The following is a 19,186-nucleotide window of genomic DNA, read 5'->3' as shown; positions in this document are numbered from 1 at the left end:
TCGCCGTAATATCGTGCTATTGATACCGTGATTTTACGCGATTATAATCTGCTTTCATTTCTAATGGTTATTCAGGACGACCTGAATATACTGCCGTTTCTTGGGGACGACCCCCGCAACTTTATGGGGCGTTGATATGTCCTGGTTTATTCTTGTTATTGCTGGTTTATTTGAAGTCGTTTGGGCGGTAGGTCTGAAATACACCCATGGTTTCACCCGTTTAATACCAAGTCTTATGACAGTCAGTGCTATAGCGCTTAGTATGGGACTGCTTGCTTATGCAATGAAAGGTTTACCTGTAGGTACAGCTTATGCAGTGTGGACTGGAATAGGCGCAGTGGGTACTGCTATTTTTGGTATCATCGTGTTGGGTGAATCTGCGAGCATCGCCAAAGTATTGAGCCTGGTTCTGATTGTTGCTGGGATTATTGGCTTGAAATTAACCAGCTAATGTTTAATGTTGAGCTACACTCTAAAGGTTTAGGTTTTGGCAGTGCGGTTTTTAACGTAAATATATAGATTTGAAAAAGTGCTGATAAGTTAAAGGCCGGATTGATCGGCCTTTAAACTCGTTATTGTTCGATTACAGAGTGAAAACCCCGATAGTAGCAACAACACTCAGAATTGCTGCCATGCCGTAAAAGACCCATTTACTCGCAGGAATATGAATTTTCAAGTCATGCATACCGTGGTGGATACGGTGTAACCCGCACCATAGCGGCAGAATGATCATCAGCAATAAGAAAGTACGGCCAATGAAGCTCTGACAGAAGATCAGAATTCGCTCATAACTGAATGCTTCTGGTGCTATTCCCAATGGTAAAAGGATTGCTACCAGTAAAATAATGGCTGGTGCTACCATTGCTCCCCACATACCGCCAGCACCAAATAATCCCCAGAAAATCGGTTCATCGGAACGTTTAGGTCTTTGATTCATCAGATCCTCCTTGGGATTAAAATAAGGCTATGCCTAAGATGATAGCGGTGATGATAATGGTAATTGTCCACAACAGTTTGATCACCGGTTCAGGCCCCATCTTTTCACCTTTTATCACGATGTTAGCTGCCTTTGGTGCCAGTTCAAACCAGGTTTTGGTATGCAGTAAAGCGCCCAGCAGAGTGATGATGTTAATCAGCAGGATAACGGGATTTTGCAGGAACGAGACAAATCCATCCCAGCTCTGTGTACCACCTTTCAGGGCGAATACACCGTATATCAATAAGATACTGAACCATACAGTCGTAACAGCGGTACTTTCACGGAGAATATAGTAGCGGTAGAAGCCCAGTTTTTGCCACCAGTTGGGAGCCATGCCGCGAACATAAGGTTTACGTTTGGTCGTCATTCTATATTTCTCCCTTCACTGTGGTTTCAGCATGGCGATCATGAAGTCTTTAGCACTTTCGATCTTGCCTTGTTGAATTGCAGCAGCTGGATCGACATGTTTCGGACAGACTTCAGAACAATAGCCAACGAAAGTACAACTCCATACACCATTTTGGCTGTTAAGTTGCGTCATACGCTCTTTCTTGCCGTGGTCACGATTGTCAAGGTTGTAACGATGAGCCAGAGTTATCGCAGCTGGGCCGATAAATTCAGGGTTCAAGCCAAATTGAGGGCAAGCGGCATAGCACAAACCGCAGTTAATACAGCCGGAAAACTGATGGTATTTTGCCATCTGTGCTGGAGTCTGAATATTCGGGCCTTCAGACGGTTTGCGGTCATTCCCGATAATGTATGGTTTGATCGCTTCCAGGCTTTCAATGAAGTGAGTCATATCAACGACCAAATCACGTTCAATAGGGAAGTTAGCCAGTGCTTCAACTTTCATGCCTTGCGGGTAATCACGCAGGAAGGTTTTACAAGCCAGTTTCGGCACACGTTCAACCATCATGCCGCAAGAACCACAGATAGCCATGCGGCAGGACCAACGGTAAGAGAGATCGGGAGCCAAATTGTCTTTAATATAACCTAACGCATCAAGTAGGGAGGTCTGTTCATCATAAGGAACTTCATAGGTTATAAAATGGGGTTCATGGTCACTTTCCGGGTTATAGCGCATGACCTCCATTCTCAGGGTTTTCATATCAGCCATTCGCCTGCTCCTTATGCTCTTTCTCTTGTGCTGCGGCTTCGCCGCCGTACACGCGTTTTGCTGGAGTAGATTTGGTAATTTTCACGTTGCTATATTTTAGGTCAGGTGCGCTGTCAGGCTTATAGAAAGCCAGCGTATGTTTCAGGAAGTTTTCATCATCACGTTCGGTACAACCTTCATCCAGACGTTGATGCGCACCACGGGATTCTTTTCGGTTGATTGCTGAGTGAATCATGCATTCGGCGACATCCAGACCAAAACCAAGTTCAATGGTGTACAGCAGATCAGTGTTGAACACACTGGTGTTATCAGTAATCTGAACGTGTTTAAAGCGATCTTTTAGCTCGGCAATCTTATCAACAGTTTTCTGCATTAATTCAGGAGTACGGTAGATCCCACAGCCTTCCTCCATAGCAAGGCCCATTTCATCACGGATCTTAGACCAACTTTCAGTACCTTGTTGTTTCAGCAGATTGTTAAGACGCGCTATGACATCATGTGCTTGGGTATCCAGTGCACGATCGTTAGCAGGTGTTACTTGCTGAGCGTGTTTAACAGCTTCTTCACCCGCCAGACGGCCAAAAACTACCAGTTCAGCCAGAGAGTTGGAACCAAGGCGGTTTGCACCATGCAGACCAACAGAAGAACATTCGCCAACAGCAAACAGTCCTTTAATGCGGGTTTCACACTTCTGGTCAGTTTCGATACCGCCCATGGTGTAATGTGCGGTAGGGCGGACCGGAATGGGGTCTTTAACCGGATCAACACCGACATACGCTTTTGCCAGTTCACAAATAAAGGGTAGACGTTCAAGTAGTTTCTTCTCACCGAGATGGCGTAAATCCAAATAAACCACATCGCCACGTTGGGTCGGAATTGTGCGACCGGCCCGCCATTCATGCCAAAAAGCTTGGGAAACTTTGTCACGAGGACCCAGTTCCATATATTTATTTTCAGGTTTGCCTAATGGCGTTTCAGGTCCGAGGCCATAATCCTGTAGATAGCGATAACCGTCCTTGTTGACCAAAATTCCGCCTTCACCACGGCAGCCTTCTGTCATCAGGATACCGGAGCCGGGCAGGCCGGTTGGATGATATTGAACAAACTCCATATCACGCAATGGTACGCCATGGCGGAATGCCATCCCTATACCATCACCAGTCACGATACCGCCGTTAGTATTGTAACGGTATACACGACCGGCACCACCGGTTGCCATAATCACGGCATTGGTCCGGATCTGAATGTTGCTACCTTCCATCATATTTAGTGCAACTAAGCCACGAGCCTGTCCTTCATCTACCAAGATATCGAGAACAAAATGTTCATCAAAACGCTGGATTTGTGGGTATTTAAGCGAGGTTTGGAATAGGGTATGCAGCATATGGAAGCCAGTTTTATCCGCCGCAAACCAGGTACGTTCTATCTTCATGCCACCGAAGCGACGCACGTTGACAGAGCCATCTTCTTTACGGCTCCATGGACAGCCCCATTGTTCCAGTTGGATCATCTCTGTCGGACAATGTTTGACGAAGTACTCAACAACATCTTGTTCACACAGCCAGTCACCGCCAGATACGGTGTCATTGAAATGAAAGTCGTAGGAGTCATGGGCTTGAGTGACTGCCGCTGATCCACCTTCTGCGGCTACAGTGTGGCTACGCATTGGGTAAACTTTTGAGATCAAAGCAATCTTCATTTGAGGATTAGACTCAGCCGCGGCAATTGCGGCACGTAGACCTGCGCCCCCGGCTCCGATAATAGCGAGATCGGCATTAAAGGTTTGCACTGTGCTTCTCCATTGTTCAAGTGAAATTTAGTGAGTTATCAAAAGGGTTATCACTATTCCTGAATGTTGTTGTTATTGTTTCTTATATATACCCTTCATCTTTCAAGCTGCTGCTTTGTTGGCTGCTTTCACTCACCCCAGTCACATAGTTATCTATGCTCCCGGGGATTCGTTCACTTGCCGCCGCGCTGCAACTCGAAATCTATTGGGTATAGCGAGATTCCGTGGATAAAATCCGTGCCTTAACGATTAAGGATAGCTATTTGTTATTTTTTTGTATGGAATTAAGTATAGCAAATTGTAAGTGAGGGAAATTTGATATGAATCGGTGTTTTGTTGGATTTGATGGTTAATATATTGATCTAAGGCAAGAATTGGCCGCTTTTTCTTTCATTTATCTTAAGGATTAATTGTTTAGATATTTTAATTGATTATGTTATCTCGAATTAGGTGGTAGAACGATAACCTGGAGAAGGAATATTAATTGATTTTATGATTAATGCTATGAAAGTTTAATAATACTTTAAAGTGGTGTTTTCATTTTTTTCGAATAATATAATTGGCGATTTAATATATAAAATAAATAGTCAGTTGTTTAAATTAGTTAATTCAGGATGGTTATTAAAATTATTAATTATATTTTTCTGGTTATTTTCATTGAATGTTAATTATTATTCTTAATTTAATATTAAAAAGTTATGAGCAGAAAGATAATTACTATAATTATTGATCTTAAAGCGGTAGGATGAATATAAATATATATTTTTCATTAAATACTAGTTATCTATGCTTAGCAAGGGGGTATTTTTACGGCCATATGAAAATTGATATTTAAATGATTCTTTATCATTAACGCCATGTAATTATGTTAAGAGTTTAAAATTTATTTTAATAGGAGAGTGTTATGGGATTGCCAAATATTACAGTTGCATTACAGGCGGATAATAATCTCTATTTGAGTCGAGTAACTCAGAATGGGATTAATTACATTGAAGCGGTTAAATCTGGTATTGATATTTACTCAAGGTATAAATTAATACAGCGTAGCCTAAATACGATAGCGCTTCTTGCGGATAATGGACTCTATTTGAGTCGGATAACTCGACCTGGTGGTGATTATATTGAAGCTGTGAAACCAAGTATTGATATTTTTTCTACATTTATGGTAGAAGATGTTGGATGTAATGTGATAGCGCTACGTGCAGATAACGGAAAATACCTAAGTCGGATCACGCAAAACGGTATTGATTACATTAAACCAGATAAGGTTAGTTTAGACGTATATTGTCGTTTTAAAGTGACAACGCTGATTGAATAAAGATTGATATTTACGGGTATTATCTTTTTAGTGGCCAAATAAAATTGGCCACTTTTTTGTTTTTGAAATAATTTTATTAATGATTTCATATAGTAATAAAAATAGCGGCTATAGTATGTTGTTATTTTAATTTTTTGTGAGAATTAAATGGTGATATTTAATAAATAAATGTCATAATTTAACTTTAAATAACCATATTACTAGAAATAAAAATAAAATATATTTTATTATTTAAAGATAATATTGGTTGTATATATTCAATAAAGAGATTTTATATTCAATGAAACAGTAAAAATAGAGTATTAATACGGTGTTATATAATTAATCTAATTAAATATATATTAACAAGGATAATATTATGGGATTATTAAGTGGTACCATCGCATTACAGGCAGATAATGGACTTTTTCTAAGTAGAATTGATCGGGGAGGTGGTGGCGGAATTGATTTTATTGAAGCGAATAAATCTACTATTGATATTTACTCAAAATATTCTGTAATACAGATTAGCGCTAATAGAATAGTACTTCGTGCAAATAATGGACTCTATTTAAGTCGGTTTTCTCTGGTTGGTGGTGATTATATTGCTGCTGTGAAATCGAATATTGATATTTATTCTATTTTTACAATAGAAGATATCGATAATAATGTGATAGCTTTGTGTGCGGATAATGGTAAATATCTTAGTCGGATCAATACAGGAGGTATTTTCAGCTATATTAAACCGGATAAAGGCGATGTAGATATACATTGCCAGTTTAAAGTGATAAAACTATAAAAGGTTAAATAGTGATTTTTGTTTACTTTGATATTATAGTGGTTAGGTAAAACTGGCCGCTATTGTTATTATTTTTTTAACAATAATATTCGTGAATTAATACATAGGTAAAAGACACATTGCCATTTTAAGGTAATTGGTTGATGATGTTTTCTGGGTATTATTTGTAATTTGTCATATTAAATGTTTTTTGCCTTATCTATAGTGCTTTTTAATTCAAAAATAATAATTTATTATAATTGTTTTATGAATAATCGTAAAGTGGAGTAACAATCTGTTCTATTATTGAGAATAAAGATAAAGATAAAGATATATTTTATTATTTATTGAGTATGCTGATTGTATATATTAAATAAAGAGTTTTTACAAATTAAGTGAATGGATACAGTATTTAAATGATGTTCTATAAGTAATGTCGTGTAATCAACTTAAGAAAGTAAATATATTAAAATAGGAGAATATCATGGGAGTTACAAATATCACTATCGCATTACAAGCAGATAATTGACTTTATTTGAGTCGGGTCAATCAAATTGATGGTGACTTTATTGAAGCAGAGAAAACAAATATTGATATTTTTTCTATTTTTACAGTAGAAGATGTTGGATGTAATGTGGTAGCTCTGCGTGCAGATAATGGTAAATACCTAAGTAGGGTTTCTCTCGACGGTATTAACTATATTAAGCCTGAGAAGGCTAATATATACCCGTCATCTTTCAAGTTGCCTCTTTGTTGGCTGCACTCACTCACCCCGGTCACATAGTTAGCTATGCTCCCGGGGATTCGCTCCCTTGCCGTCGCGATGCATCTTGAAATCTATTGGGTATAGATGTGTATTGCCAATTTAAAATGACAACACTCATCGGATAAACCGTGATTTTTGCTGGCATTGGCTTTGTTGTGGTCAGATAAAACTGACCACTATTATTTTGTTATTAAAATAATATGATTGGTCATTTAATGTATTAAATAAAAAGATTAATTATTTATTCTAAAATAATTCATTAATAATATGTTATTAATGCTATATATAATTCTATAATTAGTTATCTGAAATGATTTATTGTTAGTTTATAGTTTGTTGTTATCCTAATTTAAATGTGAAAATGAACTGTGGTTATTTGATAAATAAGAGTGATAATTTTTTTAATTAATTTAATCATTCAAGGCAAAGAGAAAAATATATCCTATTATTTAATTATAATGGTAATCTTGTGTATTCAATAAAGGCATTTTTTTTCACAGGCATAGAGAGTAGAGATAGTGTTTGAATGATATTCTATACCCTTCATCCTTCAAGTTGCTGCTTTGTTGGCTGCGTTCACTCACCCCAGTCACATAGTTATCTATGCTCCTGGGGATTCATTCACTTGCCGTCGCGCTGCAACTCGAAATCTATTGGGTATATAAGTAATTAGTTTAATAGATTAAATATTTTTAAACAGGAGAATATGATGGCACTACCAGATCACACTATTGCATTACAGGCAGATAATGGACTCTATTTGAGTCGATTCAGTCAAGGAAAAATTAATTATATTCAGGCGGGTAGATATACTATTGGCGCTTCTTCCAGGTATATAGTGGAACTATTTGATGCTCATACGATGGCACTTCGGGCAGACAATGGACTCTATTTGAGTCGAATTCTTCGACCTGGCGGTAGCTATATTGAAGCTGCAAAATCGAGTATTGATATTTATTCTAAATTTACTGTAGAAGATATTGAAGATAACGTAATAGCTTTGCGTGCAGATAATGGGAAATATCTGAGCCGGATCAACATAAAAGGTATTAATTATATTAAACCGGATAAAACTTATATAGATGAGTATTGTCGATTTAAATTGATAACGCTGTTAGAGTAATCGTGACCTTGGCTGGTATCGGTTTTTTTGTGGTGAATATAATCGACCACAATTTCTTCTTTATCTGGCGGTAGTATTTCGACAGATAGTTAATAATGACCTATTTGGCTGTAGCAAATTTGTTGTAGTATCGATGCCAGACAAGCTCAGTTGTTCCGGGATGATCAGATAGTAATAATTTGTCTGATATGTGTGATGCAGGTAGACTGCATGTTTTGTTTTATTTTGGAGTCCTTTACATGAGCGAAACAGCAAACTGGCAGCCAAGTGCACCTATCGCCAACTTGTTGAAACGGGCGACTATTTTAGCTGAAATACGGCGCTTTTTCGCAGATCGCGGGGTATTGGAAGTTGAAACACCAGCGATGAGTCAGTCTACAGTGACTGATATCCACTTGTTTCCTTTTCAGACAGAGTTTGTTGGTCCAGGCGCCTCAGATGGAATGACTCTTTATCTGATGACAAGTCCGGAATATCACATGAAACGTCTACTGGCGGCAGGAAGTGGCTCTATTTACCAGCTCAGTCGCTGTTTCCGTAATGAGGAAGCGGGTCGTTATCATAATCCTGAATTTACCATGTTGGAATGGTACCGGCCTCACTATGATATGTACCGCTTGATAAATGAGGTGGATGACTTACTTCAGCAGATACTTGACTGCGAAAGTGCAGAATTGCTCTCTTATCAGCAGGCTTTCTTACGTTATTTGGATATTGACCCGTTATCCGCAGAGAAAGAAAAATTGCGTGAAGTTGCCGCCAAACTGGATCTGAGCAATATTGCTGATACAGAGGAAGATCGGGATACTTTATTGCAACTTTTGTTTACCGTCGGTGTTGAGCCACATATTGGTATTGAAAAGCCAACTTTCATTTACCATTTCCCGGCTTCTCAGGCTTCTCTGGCTGAAATCAGCAAAGAAGATCACCGGGTTGCAGAACGTTTTGAGGTCTATTTCAAAGGCGTTGAACTGGCAAATGGTTTCCGGGAACTGACTGATGGTGATGAACAACGTCAGCGTTTTGAACGGGATAACTGTAAACGTACCGGGCTGGGTTTACCTGTCCGGCCAGTTGATGAAAATTTGATTGGTGCTCTGAAACAGGGAATGCCTGAGTGTGCAGGTGTGGCGCTTGGCGTTGATCGTTTAGTGATGCTGGCTTTAGCAGCAGAAAAGCTTAGTGATGTTATTGCCTTTTCGGTAAACAAAGCATAATCATTAAACTACAGGGCGCTGATTAAAGCGCCCTGTTTGCATCTTACTTATGCTGATACTGTTTTTGTAGGAATTTCACCCCTAAATCAGGGAAATCTGTGAATGCGCCGTCTACATTCGCCTGGTTATAAATGATATCGAACAGCTGATCGCCGTTAATGGCGTATTTAGGCAGTTGATCAACTCGAATGGTGTATGGGTGGACTTCTATATTGTTAGCGTGAGCGTCTTTCACCATACTGGTTAATTTAATATTGGTTGGTGTAGAACTCTCATCCACAATCATATGGTAATCAGGACCAATGCCATCAGCATATTGTGCCACTTTTTTCATAGCGCCCGGTTTGAACATCCAGTCATAGCTGTAATTTACCCATTTGCCATCTGATTGTTGTTCGTAGGTTTCGTTCCAGTCGGTATAGGCGATAAGTTGAATCAGTTTCAGATTCATGCCCAATTTAGGTTCTAGTTCGTTTTTGATACGTTTAAGTTCGTTAGCATCAAAGCATTGCAGATAAACTTTGTCGCTTTTTTGGGTGTAACCATATTCTTTCAGCACTGTTAGCACCTTAGTGGAAATATCTTTTCCCTCCTGCTGGTGGAACCATGGTGCTTTGATTTCAGGATAGATACCGATGTTTTTGCCAGTAGATAGGTTTAATCCCTGAACAAATTCAATCTCTTCTTGAAAAGTGTGAATTCGGAAATCAGATTTCCACATCGGAAAACGATTGGCATAGGTCTGTATATGCTTGTTATTTTGAATCTCGAAGCCTTCTGTGAATTTCAGTGATTTGATTTCGGGCAAGGTGAAATCGATAGCATAGTAGCGCCCGTCTTGACGAGCACGGTCAGGGAATTTATTGGCAACGTCAGTGACACGATCAAGATAATGGTCGTGTAGGACCACCAACTCATTATCTTTCGTCATAACCAAGTCTTGTTCTAAATAATCCGCACCTTCAGCATAAGCCATAGCTTTAGCAGGTAAGGTGTGTTCAGGTAGATATCCGCTTGCACCGCGATGAGCGATCACAATTTTATCTGCCGCTTGAACTATTCCTGACATAGAAGATACTAAAATAATGCCCGTTATCATGGTTTTTATTGGAGTTTGCATATGTATTTCTCCGTTTTAGCGATGAGATTGCTGTGCTGTGTTAACAATATCTTTTTTGGCAGATTAAAAAAACCGCAGCATAAGCAATGCTGCGGCTTATTATGTTAATGATGTATCACAATTTAGTGACAGTAATTAGCTGCGATGAGCTAATTCTTGTTTATGTTTGTTTTCGTTGACCATAACAATCAACAATAAAATAACAGACAAAGCACTACCGCCTATCATGACCATAAAGCCACCGTTCCAACCGAAGAAGTCAACGGTGTAACCGACAATAGCACTGGCCGCCACTGAGCCACCTAAGTAACCGAATAAGCCAGTGAAACCAGCGGCTGTTCCCGCAGCTTTCTTAGGTGCTAGTTCAAGGGCGTGCAAGCCGATCAGCATAACTGGGCCGTAGATCAGGAAGCCAATAACCAGCATACAAGCCATGTCTACATTTGGGTTACCAGCCGGGTTTAGCCAGAATACAATTGTTGCGATAGTGACCAGGGTCATAAAGAAGACGCCGGTTGCACCACGGTTGCCTCTAAATACTTTGTCTGACATCCAGCCGCACAGTAGAGTACCTGGGATACCAGCATATTCGTACAGGAAGTAAGCCCATGAAGATTTGTCTAGCGCAAAATGTTTAGCTTCACGGAGATAGGTTGGTGACCAGTCAAGCACGCCGTAACGCAACAGGTAAACGAATACGTTGGCAATGGCAATCATCCATAACAGTTTGTTTGGTAATACGTACTGCATGAAAATCTGTTTGGCCGTTAATTCTTTTTCGTGTTTCTCTGTGTAGTCAGGTGGATAATCGTTTTTATACTCTTCAACGGGTGGCAAGCCACAAGATTGTGGTGTGTCGCGCATCAGAGCAAAGGCAACCAGAGCCACTAGGATTGCAGCGAAAGCGGGCATATAAAGTGCCGCTTTCCAGTCATTGAACCACGCCATACCTAGCAGGAACAGTAACGGCGGCAAACCACCACCGACATTATGTGCGCAGTTCCAGATAGAAACGATACCGCCCCGTTCTTTCTGTGACCACCAGTGAACCATAGTACGTCCGCAAGGGGGCCAACCCATACCTTGGAACCAACCACATAGGAACAGCAACACGAACATGACAGCAATACTGGAAGTTGCCCAGGGAACGAATCCCATGAACAACATGACAGCTGCCGCGAGAATCAGACCAGCGGGCAAGAAAACCCGAGGGTTGGAGCGGTCGGAGACGGAACCCATGATGAATTTGGAGAAGCCGTATGCGATAGAGATCCCTGATAGTGCAAAACCGAGATTACCTTTGGAAAAACCTTGCTCAACCAGATAAGGCATTGCCAGAGCAAAGTTCTTCCTTACCAGATAATAAGCGGCGTAACCAAAGAAAATCCCCATAAAAATTTGCCAGCGTAGACGGCGATAGACTGGATCTATCTGTGCTGTTGGCAGTCGGGGCTTATGAGGCGCCGGCTTGAAAATACTTAACATATTTTGCCTCCGATGGCTTATCTGGTTATATGAACAACTTACCGGTTGACTAATGTTACCGGATGGGAAAACGAGAAGTTTTATAAGCGGTTATTTTCTATAACGAAAATTATGATAGTCGAAACGACTCAATCTATCTGTGAGAAAAGACTCAGTTGTTAAAGCTGTTTTGCCCTGGCAATAATTCTGAGTGATTTGTTAACTTTTTAAAATGTACTTTATCAATGAAATTGTGACCGTCGTCACAATAACAAACTTTACTTCTTTATTGGTGAGCGTTTTTAGTTCGTTTTTGTTCTTTTTCAAACAAAAACCACAGTTTTTATGCATATTTTGTTGCTATATACCCGATAAATTTCGAGTTGCAGCGTGGCGGCAAGTGAACGAATCCCCAGGAGCATAGATAACTCTGTGACTGGGGTGAGAGAAAGCAGCCAACAAAGCAGCAACTTGAAGGATGAAGGGTATATATGTATCCGTCCAGACGCTAGGGTCTTTTAAGTGATGGTGAATGAGTAATCGATTTTGGCGATAAACATACTGCTTTGATAGTATGTTAGAAATCTGACAGACTTATTGGTTATATATCGTATAGCCGATATGCCAAATGGAGGAACCATGACGACACGTTATGATAGCGATTTTTATGGTTGGACTCAGGAGCAGGCTAGTTTGCTTCGTTCCGGTAATCTGAACCAGTTGGATACGGAAAACCTTTTGGAGGAGATCGAAAGCATGGGGAATAGCCAAAGAAACGAGCTGGAATCTCGTCTTGAGTTGCTGTTCCTTCACCTTCTAAAATGGCAATTCCAATCTGAACGACAGGGGCGAAGCTGGAGACTTACGATTGAAGAGCAGAGGAGGAAAATAGCTCGTCGTCTTAAAAGAAGTCCTAGCTTAAAATCAGAACTTAGCGAAATTATCTCTGATGCTTATGGTGATGCCATTATTGCTGCTGAACGGGAAACTAATATCAGGCGTAGTGTATTCCCTGAAATTTGCCCTTGGACGTTTGAACAAATAATGGATGAGAATTTCTGGCCTGAATGATTTCGATAAATTTGTTTATTTGACGCACTGGTTTTGAGCGGTGCGTCGTTCTGGAGCTGTCCATGATGAGTTCTTCCAATATTGCATAGGTATTATTCCAGACGAAGACAACTGCTCAATTGATGGTGAATGAGCTGTGAATCGATTTTGACGGTATGCTAATAATCTGACAGACTCATCGAGATTGTATAATTGTATAGCTGATATGCCATATGCCAAGTGGAGGAACCATGACGACACGTTATGATAGCGATTTTTATGGTTGGACTCTGGAGCAGGCAGACCTCATCCGTTCTGGCCATATTGATATGCTGGATACTGAAAATCTTTTGGAGGAGATTGAGGCTATGGGGCGTAGTGAGCGACGGGAATTCGAATCACGTCTCGAAGTTTTAATCGCTCATTTACTGAAATGGAAATACCAACCTGTAAGACGAAGTCGTAGTTGGACATTAACGATTAATGTTCAGCGTAAAAAAGTGAATCGTTGTTTGAAGGAAAGTCCTAGCCTGAAGCACCGACTGGTTGAATCGTTCAATGATGCTTATGATGATGCCATATTACTCGCGTCAAAAGAGACTGGCATGATAGAAGATGCTTTCCCTGAAATTTGCCCTTGGACGTTTGAACAAATAATGGATGAGAACTTCTGGCCTGAATAACCTTGATGAACTTATTTATTATCTAACGCACTGGTTTTAATCAGTGCGTTACTCTGGTTGTTAAAAATAAAGGCGGACAGTTTCCGTTTATTTCAGACTTAGTACAGCCAGTCGCGTCCCATCCGGTCAGCCGCCAGAATAGCGGCGTACACTTTTTCTGGTGTCACTTCAAAAGGCATGTTGTGAATAGTTTCACCTTCAGCACAACTTGCTTTTGCTACTGCCATCACTTTTTCTTTCAGTTTTTCACCGTCTTTCACGCCAAGCTGATCCAGAGTGACAGGTAGCCCTACTTGTACACAGAAATCGAGTACCGTATCCAATTCTTCATTTGGACTGTTTTCCAGCACGAGTTGGACTATTACTCCGAAAGCAACTTTTTCTCCGTGGTACATGTGGTGGCACTCTTCCAATACGGTAAAGCCATTGTGTACGGAATGTGCGGCGGCTAGACCTGTATTTTCAAATCCCAAGCCACTCAGGTAAATGCTGGCTTCGATAACATTTTCTACCGCCGGCGTACTGACTCCAGCATCAACGGCTAATTTTGCTTTATAACCATCTTCTAATAAGGTTTCGTAACATAGATGGGCAAGAGCCATTGCTGTGCGGGATATCCCGCCATCTGTCATTCTTGGTTTATGGGCAGTGCTACAGATGCGGGCTTCAAAATAGGTAGCCAGTGCGTCTCCAATTCCGGCAACCAGAAAACGGGTTGGTGCTTTGGCGATCAGAGCAGTATCTACCAGTACAATATCTGGGTTTGTTGGGAAAAACAGATAATCTTCAAATTCGCCATCATCGGTATAAACAACAGATAAGGCACTGGATGGGGCATTAGTCGAGGATATTGTGGGGGCAATTAGAATGGGTAATTTGGATTCGTAGGCAACCACTTTTGCTGTATCTTGTACCTTACCGCCACCGATACCAATAACCGCCTGGCATTCATTTTCTTTTAGAATATCAGACAGACGTTGAATCTCATTTCGGCTACATTCCCCACCAAACACTTCAAAATGGCTAGTAACATCATATTCTTCCAGGCTGTTATAAACAGTATCTCCCACCAATTTCATTGCTGAGTTGCCGATAATAACAAAGACGTGGTCGGCAATGGTTTTCGTGTATTTACCAATAGAGAGTAAGGCGTCAGGCCCTTGAATATATTTGGATGGAGCTTGGATAACTTTCAGCATAAAAATACTCCTTTTGTGGAAATTCAGTGCCTGTTTACCACATCAATTTTCCTGACGAACAGGGAGCAAAACGTGACAGACAGGGAAACGAGTTTCGGGTGAAAAAGTACTTATTTACTTAACGGGTTAACACTATATGATAAAAAGTAGTGATCGGTTATGGATAAAAAAACGGTTGTACCGATTTTATAGCGGGAAATATGCATTTTTTTGATCTATGCCCGATATTTACCGGGCATATGAGAATCAGTGAACCTGGATATAGGCGCGGTCAGTCTGATAAGCGAACAAGTGCTTCAGGATCAAATTCAGTAAAATACCATAAGCTGGTAGGAAAAATAGTAGGCAGATTAATAACTTGAAGCAGTAATCGACTAATCCAATCTCGACCCAGTTTGCGGCCATAAAAGTATCTGTACTGCGGTAAAAAGCAATAAAGAAAAAAGCGAGAGTATCAAGTAAGTTGCCGAAGAACATTGCAGCTGCTGGGGCAATCCACCAGTTACGTTTTCGCCGCAGCCGGTTAAAGACGTAGACATCCAGTACTTGCCCAAGTAAATAGGCCATAAAACTGGCGCAAGCAATGCGAGCAACAAATAGGTTGAATTCAGACAGTGCGGTGAAACCTTGCCATATTCCTTGGAAGAATAGGGCAGAAATAACATAAGAGATCAGTAACGCAGGGATCATAACGGTGATAATGATTCGTCTTGCAAATGACGCATGATAGATACGAACAGTTAAATCTGTGGCAAGAAAAATAAATGGGAAAGTAAATGCTCCCCAAGTGGTATGAAAACCAAAGATAGAAATAGGTAATTGCACCAGATAATTACTGGAAGTAATAATTAGGATATGAAATAGCGAAAGCCAAATCAAAGTTGCAGCTCGCTGCGACGTAGTAAATGAAAGCATATTGTACCTTTTTGAATAATGGGGTGAGGGAACCCAATGGAATATCTGCCGTTTTAACTGACGGCGCCGCGCATGATACGTCGGTTGTGCATAAAATCAAGATGCTTGCCTGTAAAGTTCATTTTTGGATAGCCTTTTTATAATATAATCGACTTTCATAAGTTGCTTGGAATTACAGAGATAGTTATGCCAGATGTTTTTGCCAACCCAGACAAAACCCTTGATACACAGGGGCTTCGTTGTCCTGAGCCTGTGATGATGGTGCGGAAAACCGTGCGCCATATGGAAGCCGGGCAGATGTTACTCATTCTTGCAGATGATCCGGCGACTACGCGCGATATTCCCAGTTTTTGTCGTTTTATGGAGCATCAGCTTGTTGCGCAAGAAACTGAACAAATGCCTTATCGCTATTTGGTTCGGAAAACAGAAAGTTAACTCTGAGCATAGCAGTGATTTGATCATTGAACTGAGTCTTAAATAAAGGCTCAGTTTGTGAAGATTTTATGCTTTAAGCATGATTATAGGTGTAAAACGGGATTCATTTGTTGATGTAAAATCCGAACAACGAAAATGTAATCCACCTTTACCTGGTAAAAAATGGCATGTTGCCCGTGATCGTGACGGCGAATCCCAGCTTTTACATCTGAATTGTCACGGTCCATAAAGGGAGTAAGGAATAGAGAATTGAAACATTTCTCTATGTTATCTGTATAGAGATCAGCTTGTTCGACACCAAAGTTGTTGAGGGTGTATTCATAAATCCTTGCAAAGTCCTCTGCTGCCAAATTGGATAGTTTATACATTCAATGAGCGCTTTTTCTGTTCTGCAATGTCTTTGAGTGTCAGTGAACTTTCACCACTAAGTTCACCTTGTTCTATGGCTTCTCTAAGTGAATCAATCTTGTATTCTTGTTGCTCCAGTAAACGCAATGCAGAACGTACAACTTCACTGGTTGAACCATAACGCCCGTTTTGGATCATACGGGTTATAAAATTATCCAAATATTCTCCGATAGTAACACTGGTTGTTCTTGCCATATCTACCTCTATGCTATACTTTGTGTGAATTATTCACACAAAGTATAGCATAGAGGTAATGCCAGGGAGCAATCAGAAAAATGTCCTTATAGTGATAGGTTTCATTGACTTTGTCTGTAGCAACAAAAAAAGGATATGGATCGGCGCTTGGAATAGGCCCCATACCCTTTAATTTAAGAAGTTGATGATTGGCATTAATCGTTAAATGGTTTTGTTATTTCACTTTAATCCTCAGTAATCTTACTGCGTTTGCAGTTACCAGAGCGGTAGCGCCAGAATCAGCTAATACTGCCATCCACAGGCCAGTAATGCCTAACAGACTAGTGATAAGGAAAATCCCTTTTAGTCCTAGTGCAATAGCAATATTTTGGCGGATATTATTATGAGTTGCGCGAGACAGGGCGATGATTTCTGATAAACCCGTCAGACGGTTGTGGGTTAATGCTGCATCTGCGGTTTCCAGCGCAACATCAGTACCACTTCCCATTGCGACACCGATACTGGAAGCTTTCATTGCTGGTGCATCATTAATGCCGTCACCAACCATCATTGTGCTGTGGTCTTTATTTAATTCCATGATAACTTTGACTTTATCTTCTGGCATTAATCCAGCGCGGAAGTCCATTCCTAACTGACCGGCAATTGCAGTCGCAGCACGTGGGTTGTCTCCTGTTAGCATCACTGATTTGATGCCCTGACTTTTCAGTAGATGGATGGCACCTATCGCATCTTGACGTAATGTATCTTGCATAGCGATAAGGCCAATGAATTGTTCGCTATGCATCACAGCAACAACCGTTTTGCCTCCATCTTCCAACTGAATAATTTTTTGTTTCCAATCATTAGACAAAGTATTCTCTGGCAGTTTACCCGGTGTACTGACTAAGATGCGTTTACCCTCTAATTGACCTTCAACCCCGATACCAGCCAGTGCCTTACGATGTTCCGCTTCAGTAACATTAATGTTTTTACTTTCTGCATGTTGCAAAATAGCGTTGGCCAGTGGGTGGTGGGAGCCACTTTCTACGGCAGAGGCCAGAGCTAATAGCTGAGATTCACGGATATTCTCCGCTGGTTGTACATCCGTGACTTGTGGCTTACCGGCTGTCAATGTACCTGTTTTATCAAAAGCAATGGTTGTGATTCGACCGAGTTGTTCCAGTGCCGCACCGCCTTTGATCAGTGCACCTCGGCGGGTTGCAGCGGCAAGGGCAGAAGTGATTGCGGCAGGTGTAGAAATCACCAATGCGCAAGGACAACCAATCAATAACAGAGTAAGACCACGGTAGATCCAAGTTTCCCACGGCTGGCTGAATACAGTAGGTGGAATAATGATAACCAACATAGAGAACAGCATAATCAGCGGAGTATAAATCCGGCTAAAACGGTCAACAAAGCGTTCAATAGGGGCGCGGCGTTCTTCTGCTTCTTCAATCAGTTGCAGGATGCGGTCAATGGCGTTGTTGCCTTGTTCAGACAATACTTTCATCTGCACTGAACGGTCTACGGACAAACAACCTGCCGGAACTTTTTCTCCCTGTATGCGTTCAACCGGGATAGATTCTCCTGTCAGGGCACTTTCATCAAAGCTGGCGAATGAATTGAGTAATTCAGCATCGGTTGGTAAACGTCCCCCCGGGGCAATTTCAATAATATCTCCAGGGCGAAGATCGGCGACCGGAACAGTTTTTCTTTCGCCATTTTTTACTAACAGTGCCTCTTCCGGCACCAATGCCATCAAAGCACTCACTCCTCGACGTGCACGGCCAGCAGCATAGGATTCTAACATTTCACCCAGCATAAACAGCAGGAGTACCATTGCGGCTTCAGCGGTGGCGTCAATAAACAGTGCGCCGATGGCGGCAACGCTCATTAGTGTTTCAATGGCAAATGGTGTACCTGATCGTATGAGCTTCCAGGCTTTGCTAACAATAGGTACCAATCCAATCAAGGTGGTGATAATAAAGGCAATGCGGCCAAATGGGGCATTGACATGGGAGATTCCCCAGCTTATTAGCATCATCAGTGAGAGAAGGGTGATTGGCGCAAGTTCTTTCCAGCGGTTGCCTTTGGGGGCTTTCTGATTTGCATTTGGGGTGTGAAGTTTAAATCCAGCTTGGTTGACGGCTTGGATAACTGTTGAACGTATATCTGTATCAGCATCTACAACCAGTTTTTCAGTGGCGAACAGGACTTTGACTTGTTTCACTTCTGGAATTTTTTTAACTGCCGTTTCAATTTTACGTGCACAGCTTGCGCAATCCATACCATTAACAACCCAACTAAAACGCTGGCTTGCCAAAAGCTCAGGTATCTGTGTTTCTTGTGGGTCATGAGAATGACTGTGTTCATGTGAACAGGCACTGTTGTGTTTATGTGAATGCTTACTAACATGTTGAGCTTGCTCAGCACAGGCGGTAGTTGTACAGCAGCTTCCATGCTGGTGGTTATGTTGATGGGTGTTATTTTGGTTTGAATTTGAGTACATGGGCTCCCCCTTACAGAGTTAATTCACAGGATGATGATTAAACTCTACACTTTGGAGCCTACTCCAGAGTCAAATGAAAAAGAGAAAATAAATGGATAAATTGTGCTACCTATCATTAATACAGATTTTCATCTGCAATACCGGCCTCATGATGTAGATAAGA

At 41.0% G+C, this 19,186-nt stretch carries 20 protein-coding genes; 9 read left to right on the top strand and 11 right to left on the bottom strand.

What is annotated here, in order from left to right; genetic code table 11:
- The first annotated feature begins 136 nt into the window (after positions 1 to 136).
- Positions 137 to 451, top strand: a complete 315-nt coding sequence (sugE, locus tag BDD30_RS08975) for a quaternary ammonium compound efflux SMR transporter SugE (protein WP_015835834.1) — start codon at positions 137 to 139, stop codon at positions 449 to 451.
- A 132-nt stretch (positions 452 to 583) separates the two neighbouring features.
- Here the strand turns inward: sugE and frdD are convergent, their stop codons facing one another.
- Genes frdD through frdA form a run of 4 tightly spaced genes read right to left on the bottom strand, consistent with a single transcriptional unit; the run spans position 584 to position 3,885 of the window.
- Positions 584 to 937, bottom strand: a complete 354-nt coding sequence (gene frdD, locus BDD30_RS08970) for a fumarate reductase subunit FrdD (RefSeq protein ID WP_015835833.1) — start codon at positions 935 to 937, stop codon at positions 584 to 586.
- 16 nt (positions 938 to 953) lie between these two features.
- A complete protein-coding gene (frdC, locus tag BDD30_RS08965; RefSeq protein ID WP_015835832.1) occupies positions 954 to 1,346 on the bottom strand; it encodes a fumarate reductase subunit FrdC in 393 nt (130 codons plus the stop codon).
- Between the two features lie 15 nt (positions 1,347 to 1,361).
- Positions 1,362 to 2,096 carry a succinate dehydrogenase/fumarate reductase iron-sulfur subunit gene (locus BDD30_RS08960; protein ID WP_015835831.1) on the bottom strand — a complete coding sequence of 245 codons (735 nt, stop codon included), beginning with the start codon at positions 2,094 to 2,096 and terminating at the stop codon, positions 1,362 to 1,364.
- Entirely contained in the window at positions 2,089 to 3,885 is a 1,797-nt protein-coding gene (gene frdA, locus BDD30_RS08955; protein WP_015835830.1) for a fumarate reductase (quinol) flavoprotein subunit, read from the bottom strand. The genes BDD30_RS08960 and frdA overlap by 8 nt, the downstream gene beginning before the upstream one ends.
- 904 nt (positions 3,886 to 4,789) lie before the next feature.
- Between frdA and BDD30_RS08950 the strand changes: the two genes are divergently transcribed.
- The 5 genes from BDD30_RS08950 (at position 4,790) to epmA (ending at position 9,066) form a co-directional block, all read left to right on the top strand.
- Complete coding sequence (locus tag BDD30_RS08950; protein WP_015835829.1) at positions 4,790 to 5,203, top strand: fascin domain-containing protein; 414 nt, start codon at positions 4,790 to 4,792, stop codon at positions 5,201 to 5,203.
- A gap of 358 nt (positions 5,204 to 5,561) precedes the next feature.
- Positions 5,562 to 5,981 carry a fascin domain-containing protein gene (locus BDD30_RS08945; RefSeq protein ID WP_015835828.1) on the top strand — a complete coding sequence of 140 codons (420 nt, stop codon included), beginning with the start codon at positions 5,562 to 5,564 and terminating at the stop codon, positions 5,979 to 5,981.
- 514 nt (positions 5,982 to 6,495) lie between these two features.
- Positions 6,496 to 6,744, top strand: coding sequence for a fascin domain-containing protein (locus tag BDD30_RS08940; protein ID WP_015835827.1), 249 nt, complete (start codon positions 6,496 to 6,498; stop codon positions 6,742 to 6,744).
- Between the two features lie 691 nt (positions 6,745 to 7,435).
- Complete coding sequence (locus tag BDD30_RS08935) at positions 7,436 to 7,849, top strand: fascin domain-containing protein (RefSeq protein ID WP_015835826.1); 414 nt, start codon at positions 7,436 to 7,438, stop codon at positions 7,847 to 7,849.
- Positions 7,850 to 8,088: 239 nt separating this feature from the next.
- Entirely contained in the window at positions 8,089 to 9,066 is a 978-nt protein-coding gene (gene epmA / locus BDD30_RS08930) for an elongation factor P--(R)-beta-lysine ligase (protein ID WP_041382439.1), read from the top strand.
- Positions 9,067 to 9,109: 43 nt separating this feature from the next.
- Here the strand turns inward: epmA and glpQ are convergent, their stop codons facing one another.
- Both glpQ and glpT read right to left on the bottom strand, forming a co-directional pair.
- On the bottom strand, positions 9,110 to 10,186 hold the full coding sequence (gene glpQ / locus BDD30_RS08925) for a glycerophosphodiester phosphodiesterase (protein ID WP_015835824.1): 1,077 nt from the start codon (positions 10,184 to 10,186) through the stop codon (positions 9,110 to 9,112).
- Positions 10,187 to 10,321: 135 nt separating this feature from the next.
- A complete protein-coding gene (gene glpT / locus BDD30_RS08920) occupies positions 10,322 to 11,671 on the bottom strand; it encodes a glycerol-3-phosphate transporter (RefSeq protein ID WP_015835823.1) in 1,350 nt (449 codons plus the stop codon).
- Between the two features lie 618 nt (positions 11,672 to 12,289).
- Here glpT and BDD30_RS08915 point away from each other — a divergent pair.
- Together BDD30_RS08915 and BDD30_RS08910 are read left to right on the top strand one after the other, a co-directional pair.
- The gene (locus tag BDD30_RS08915; protein ID WP_015835822.1) at positions 12,290 to 12,721 is read left to right on the top strand and encodes a DUF29 domain-containing protein; all 432 of its coding nucleotides are present in this window, start codon (positions 12,290 to 12,292) and stop codon (positions 12,719 to 12,721) included.
- 230 nt (positions 12,722 to 12,951) lie between these two features.
- Positions 12,952 to 13,383 carry a DUF29 domain-containing protein gene (locus BDD30_RS08910; protein WP_015835821.1) on the top strand — a complete coding sequence of 144 codons (432 nt, stop codon included), beginning with the start codon at positions 12,952 to 12,954 and terminating at the stop codon, positions 13,381 to 13,383.
- 98 nt (positions 13,384 to 13,481) lie between these two features.
- Here the strand turns inward: BDD30_RS08910 and BDD30_RS08905 are convergent, their stop codons facing one another.
- Positions 13,482 to 14,582 carry a glycerol dehydrogenase gene (locus BDD30_RS08905; RefSeq protein WP_015835820.1) on the bottom strand — a complete coding sequence of 367 codons (1,101 nt, stop codon included), beginning with the start codon at positions 14,580 to 14,582 and terminating at the stop codon, positions 13,482 to 13,484.
- A 246-nt stretch (positions 14,583 to 14,828) separates the two neighbouring features.
- Complete coding sequence (locus BDD30_RS08900; protein WP_015835819.1) at positions 14,829 to 15,497, bottom strand: 7-cyano-7-deazaguanine/7-aminomethyl-7-deazaguanine transporter; 669 nt, start codon at positions 15,495 to 15,497, stop codon at positions 14,829 to 14,831.
- Positions 15,498 to 15,683: 186 nt separating this feature from the next.
- Between BDD30_RS08900 and tusA the strand changes: the two genes are divergently transcribed.
- Positions 15,684 to 15,932 carry a sulfurtransferase TusA gene (gene tusA / locus BDD30_RS08895; protein ID WP_015835818.1) on the top strand — a complete coding sequence of 83 codons (249 nt, stop codon included), beginning with the start codon at positions 15,684 to 15,686 and terminating at the stop codon, positions 15,930 to 15,932.
- An 83-nt stretch (positions 15,933 to 16,015) separates the two neighbouring features.
- On the opposite strand, the gene BDD30_RS08890 is transcribed toward tusA, so the two are convergent.
- The 3 genes from BDD30_RS08890 to BDD30_RS08880 form a co-directional block, all read right to left on the bottom strand.
- The gene (locus BDD30_RS08890) at positions 16,016 to 16,300 is read right to left on the bottom strand and encodes a type II toxin-antitoxin system RelE/ParE family toxin (protein WP_015835817.1); all 285 of its coding nucleotides are present in this window, start codon (positions 16,298 to 16,300) and stop codon (positions 16,016 to 16,018) included.
- Complete coding sequence (locus BDD30_RS08885; protein ID WP_015835816.1) at positions 16,293 to 16,535, bottom strand: type II toxin-antitoxin system ParD family antitoxin; 243 nt, start codon at positions 16,533 to 16,535, stop codon at positions 16,293 to 16,295. The genes BDD30_RS08890 and BDD30_RS08885 overlap by 8 nt, the downstream gene beginning before the upstream one ends.
- 214 nt (positions 16,536 to 16,749) lie before the next feature.
- Positions 16,750 to 19,023 (bottom strand): zinc/cadmium/mercury/lead-transporting ATPase, encoded by a 2,274-nt coding sequence (locus tag BDD30_RS08880; protein ID WP_015835815.1) that lies wholly within the window; start codon positions 19,021 to 19,023, stop codon positions 16,750 to 16,752.
- Positions 19,024 to 19,186: the final 163 nt, after the last annotated feature.

It is taken from the genome of Photorhabdus asymbiotica, assembly GCF_003634575.1.
GTDB classification, from domain to species: domain Bacteria; phylum Pseudomonadota; class Gammaproteobacteria; order Enterobacterales; family Enterobacteriaceae; genus Photorhabdus; species Photorhabdus asymbiotica.
This window is presented reverse-complemented; position numbering and strand designations above follow the sequence as displayed.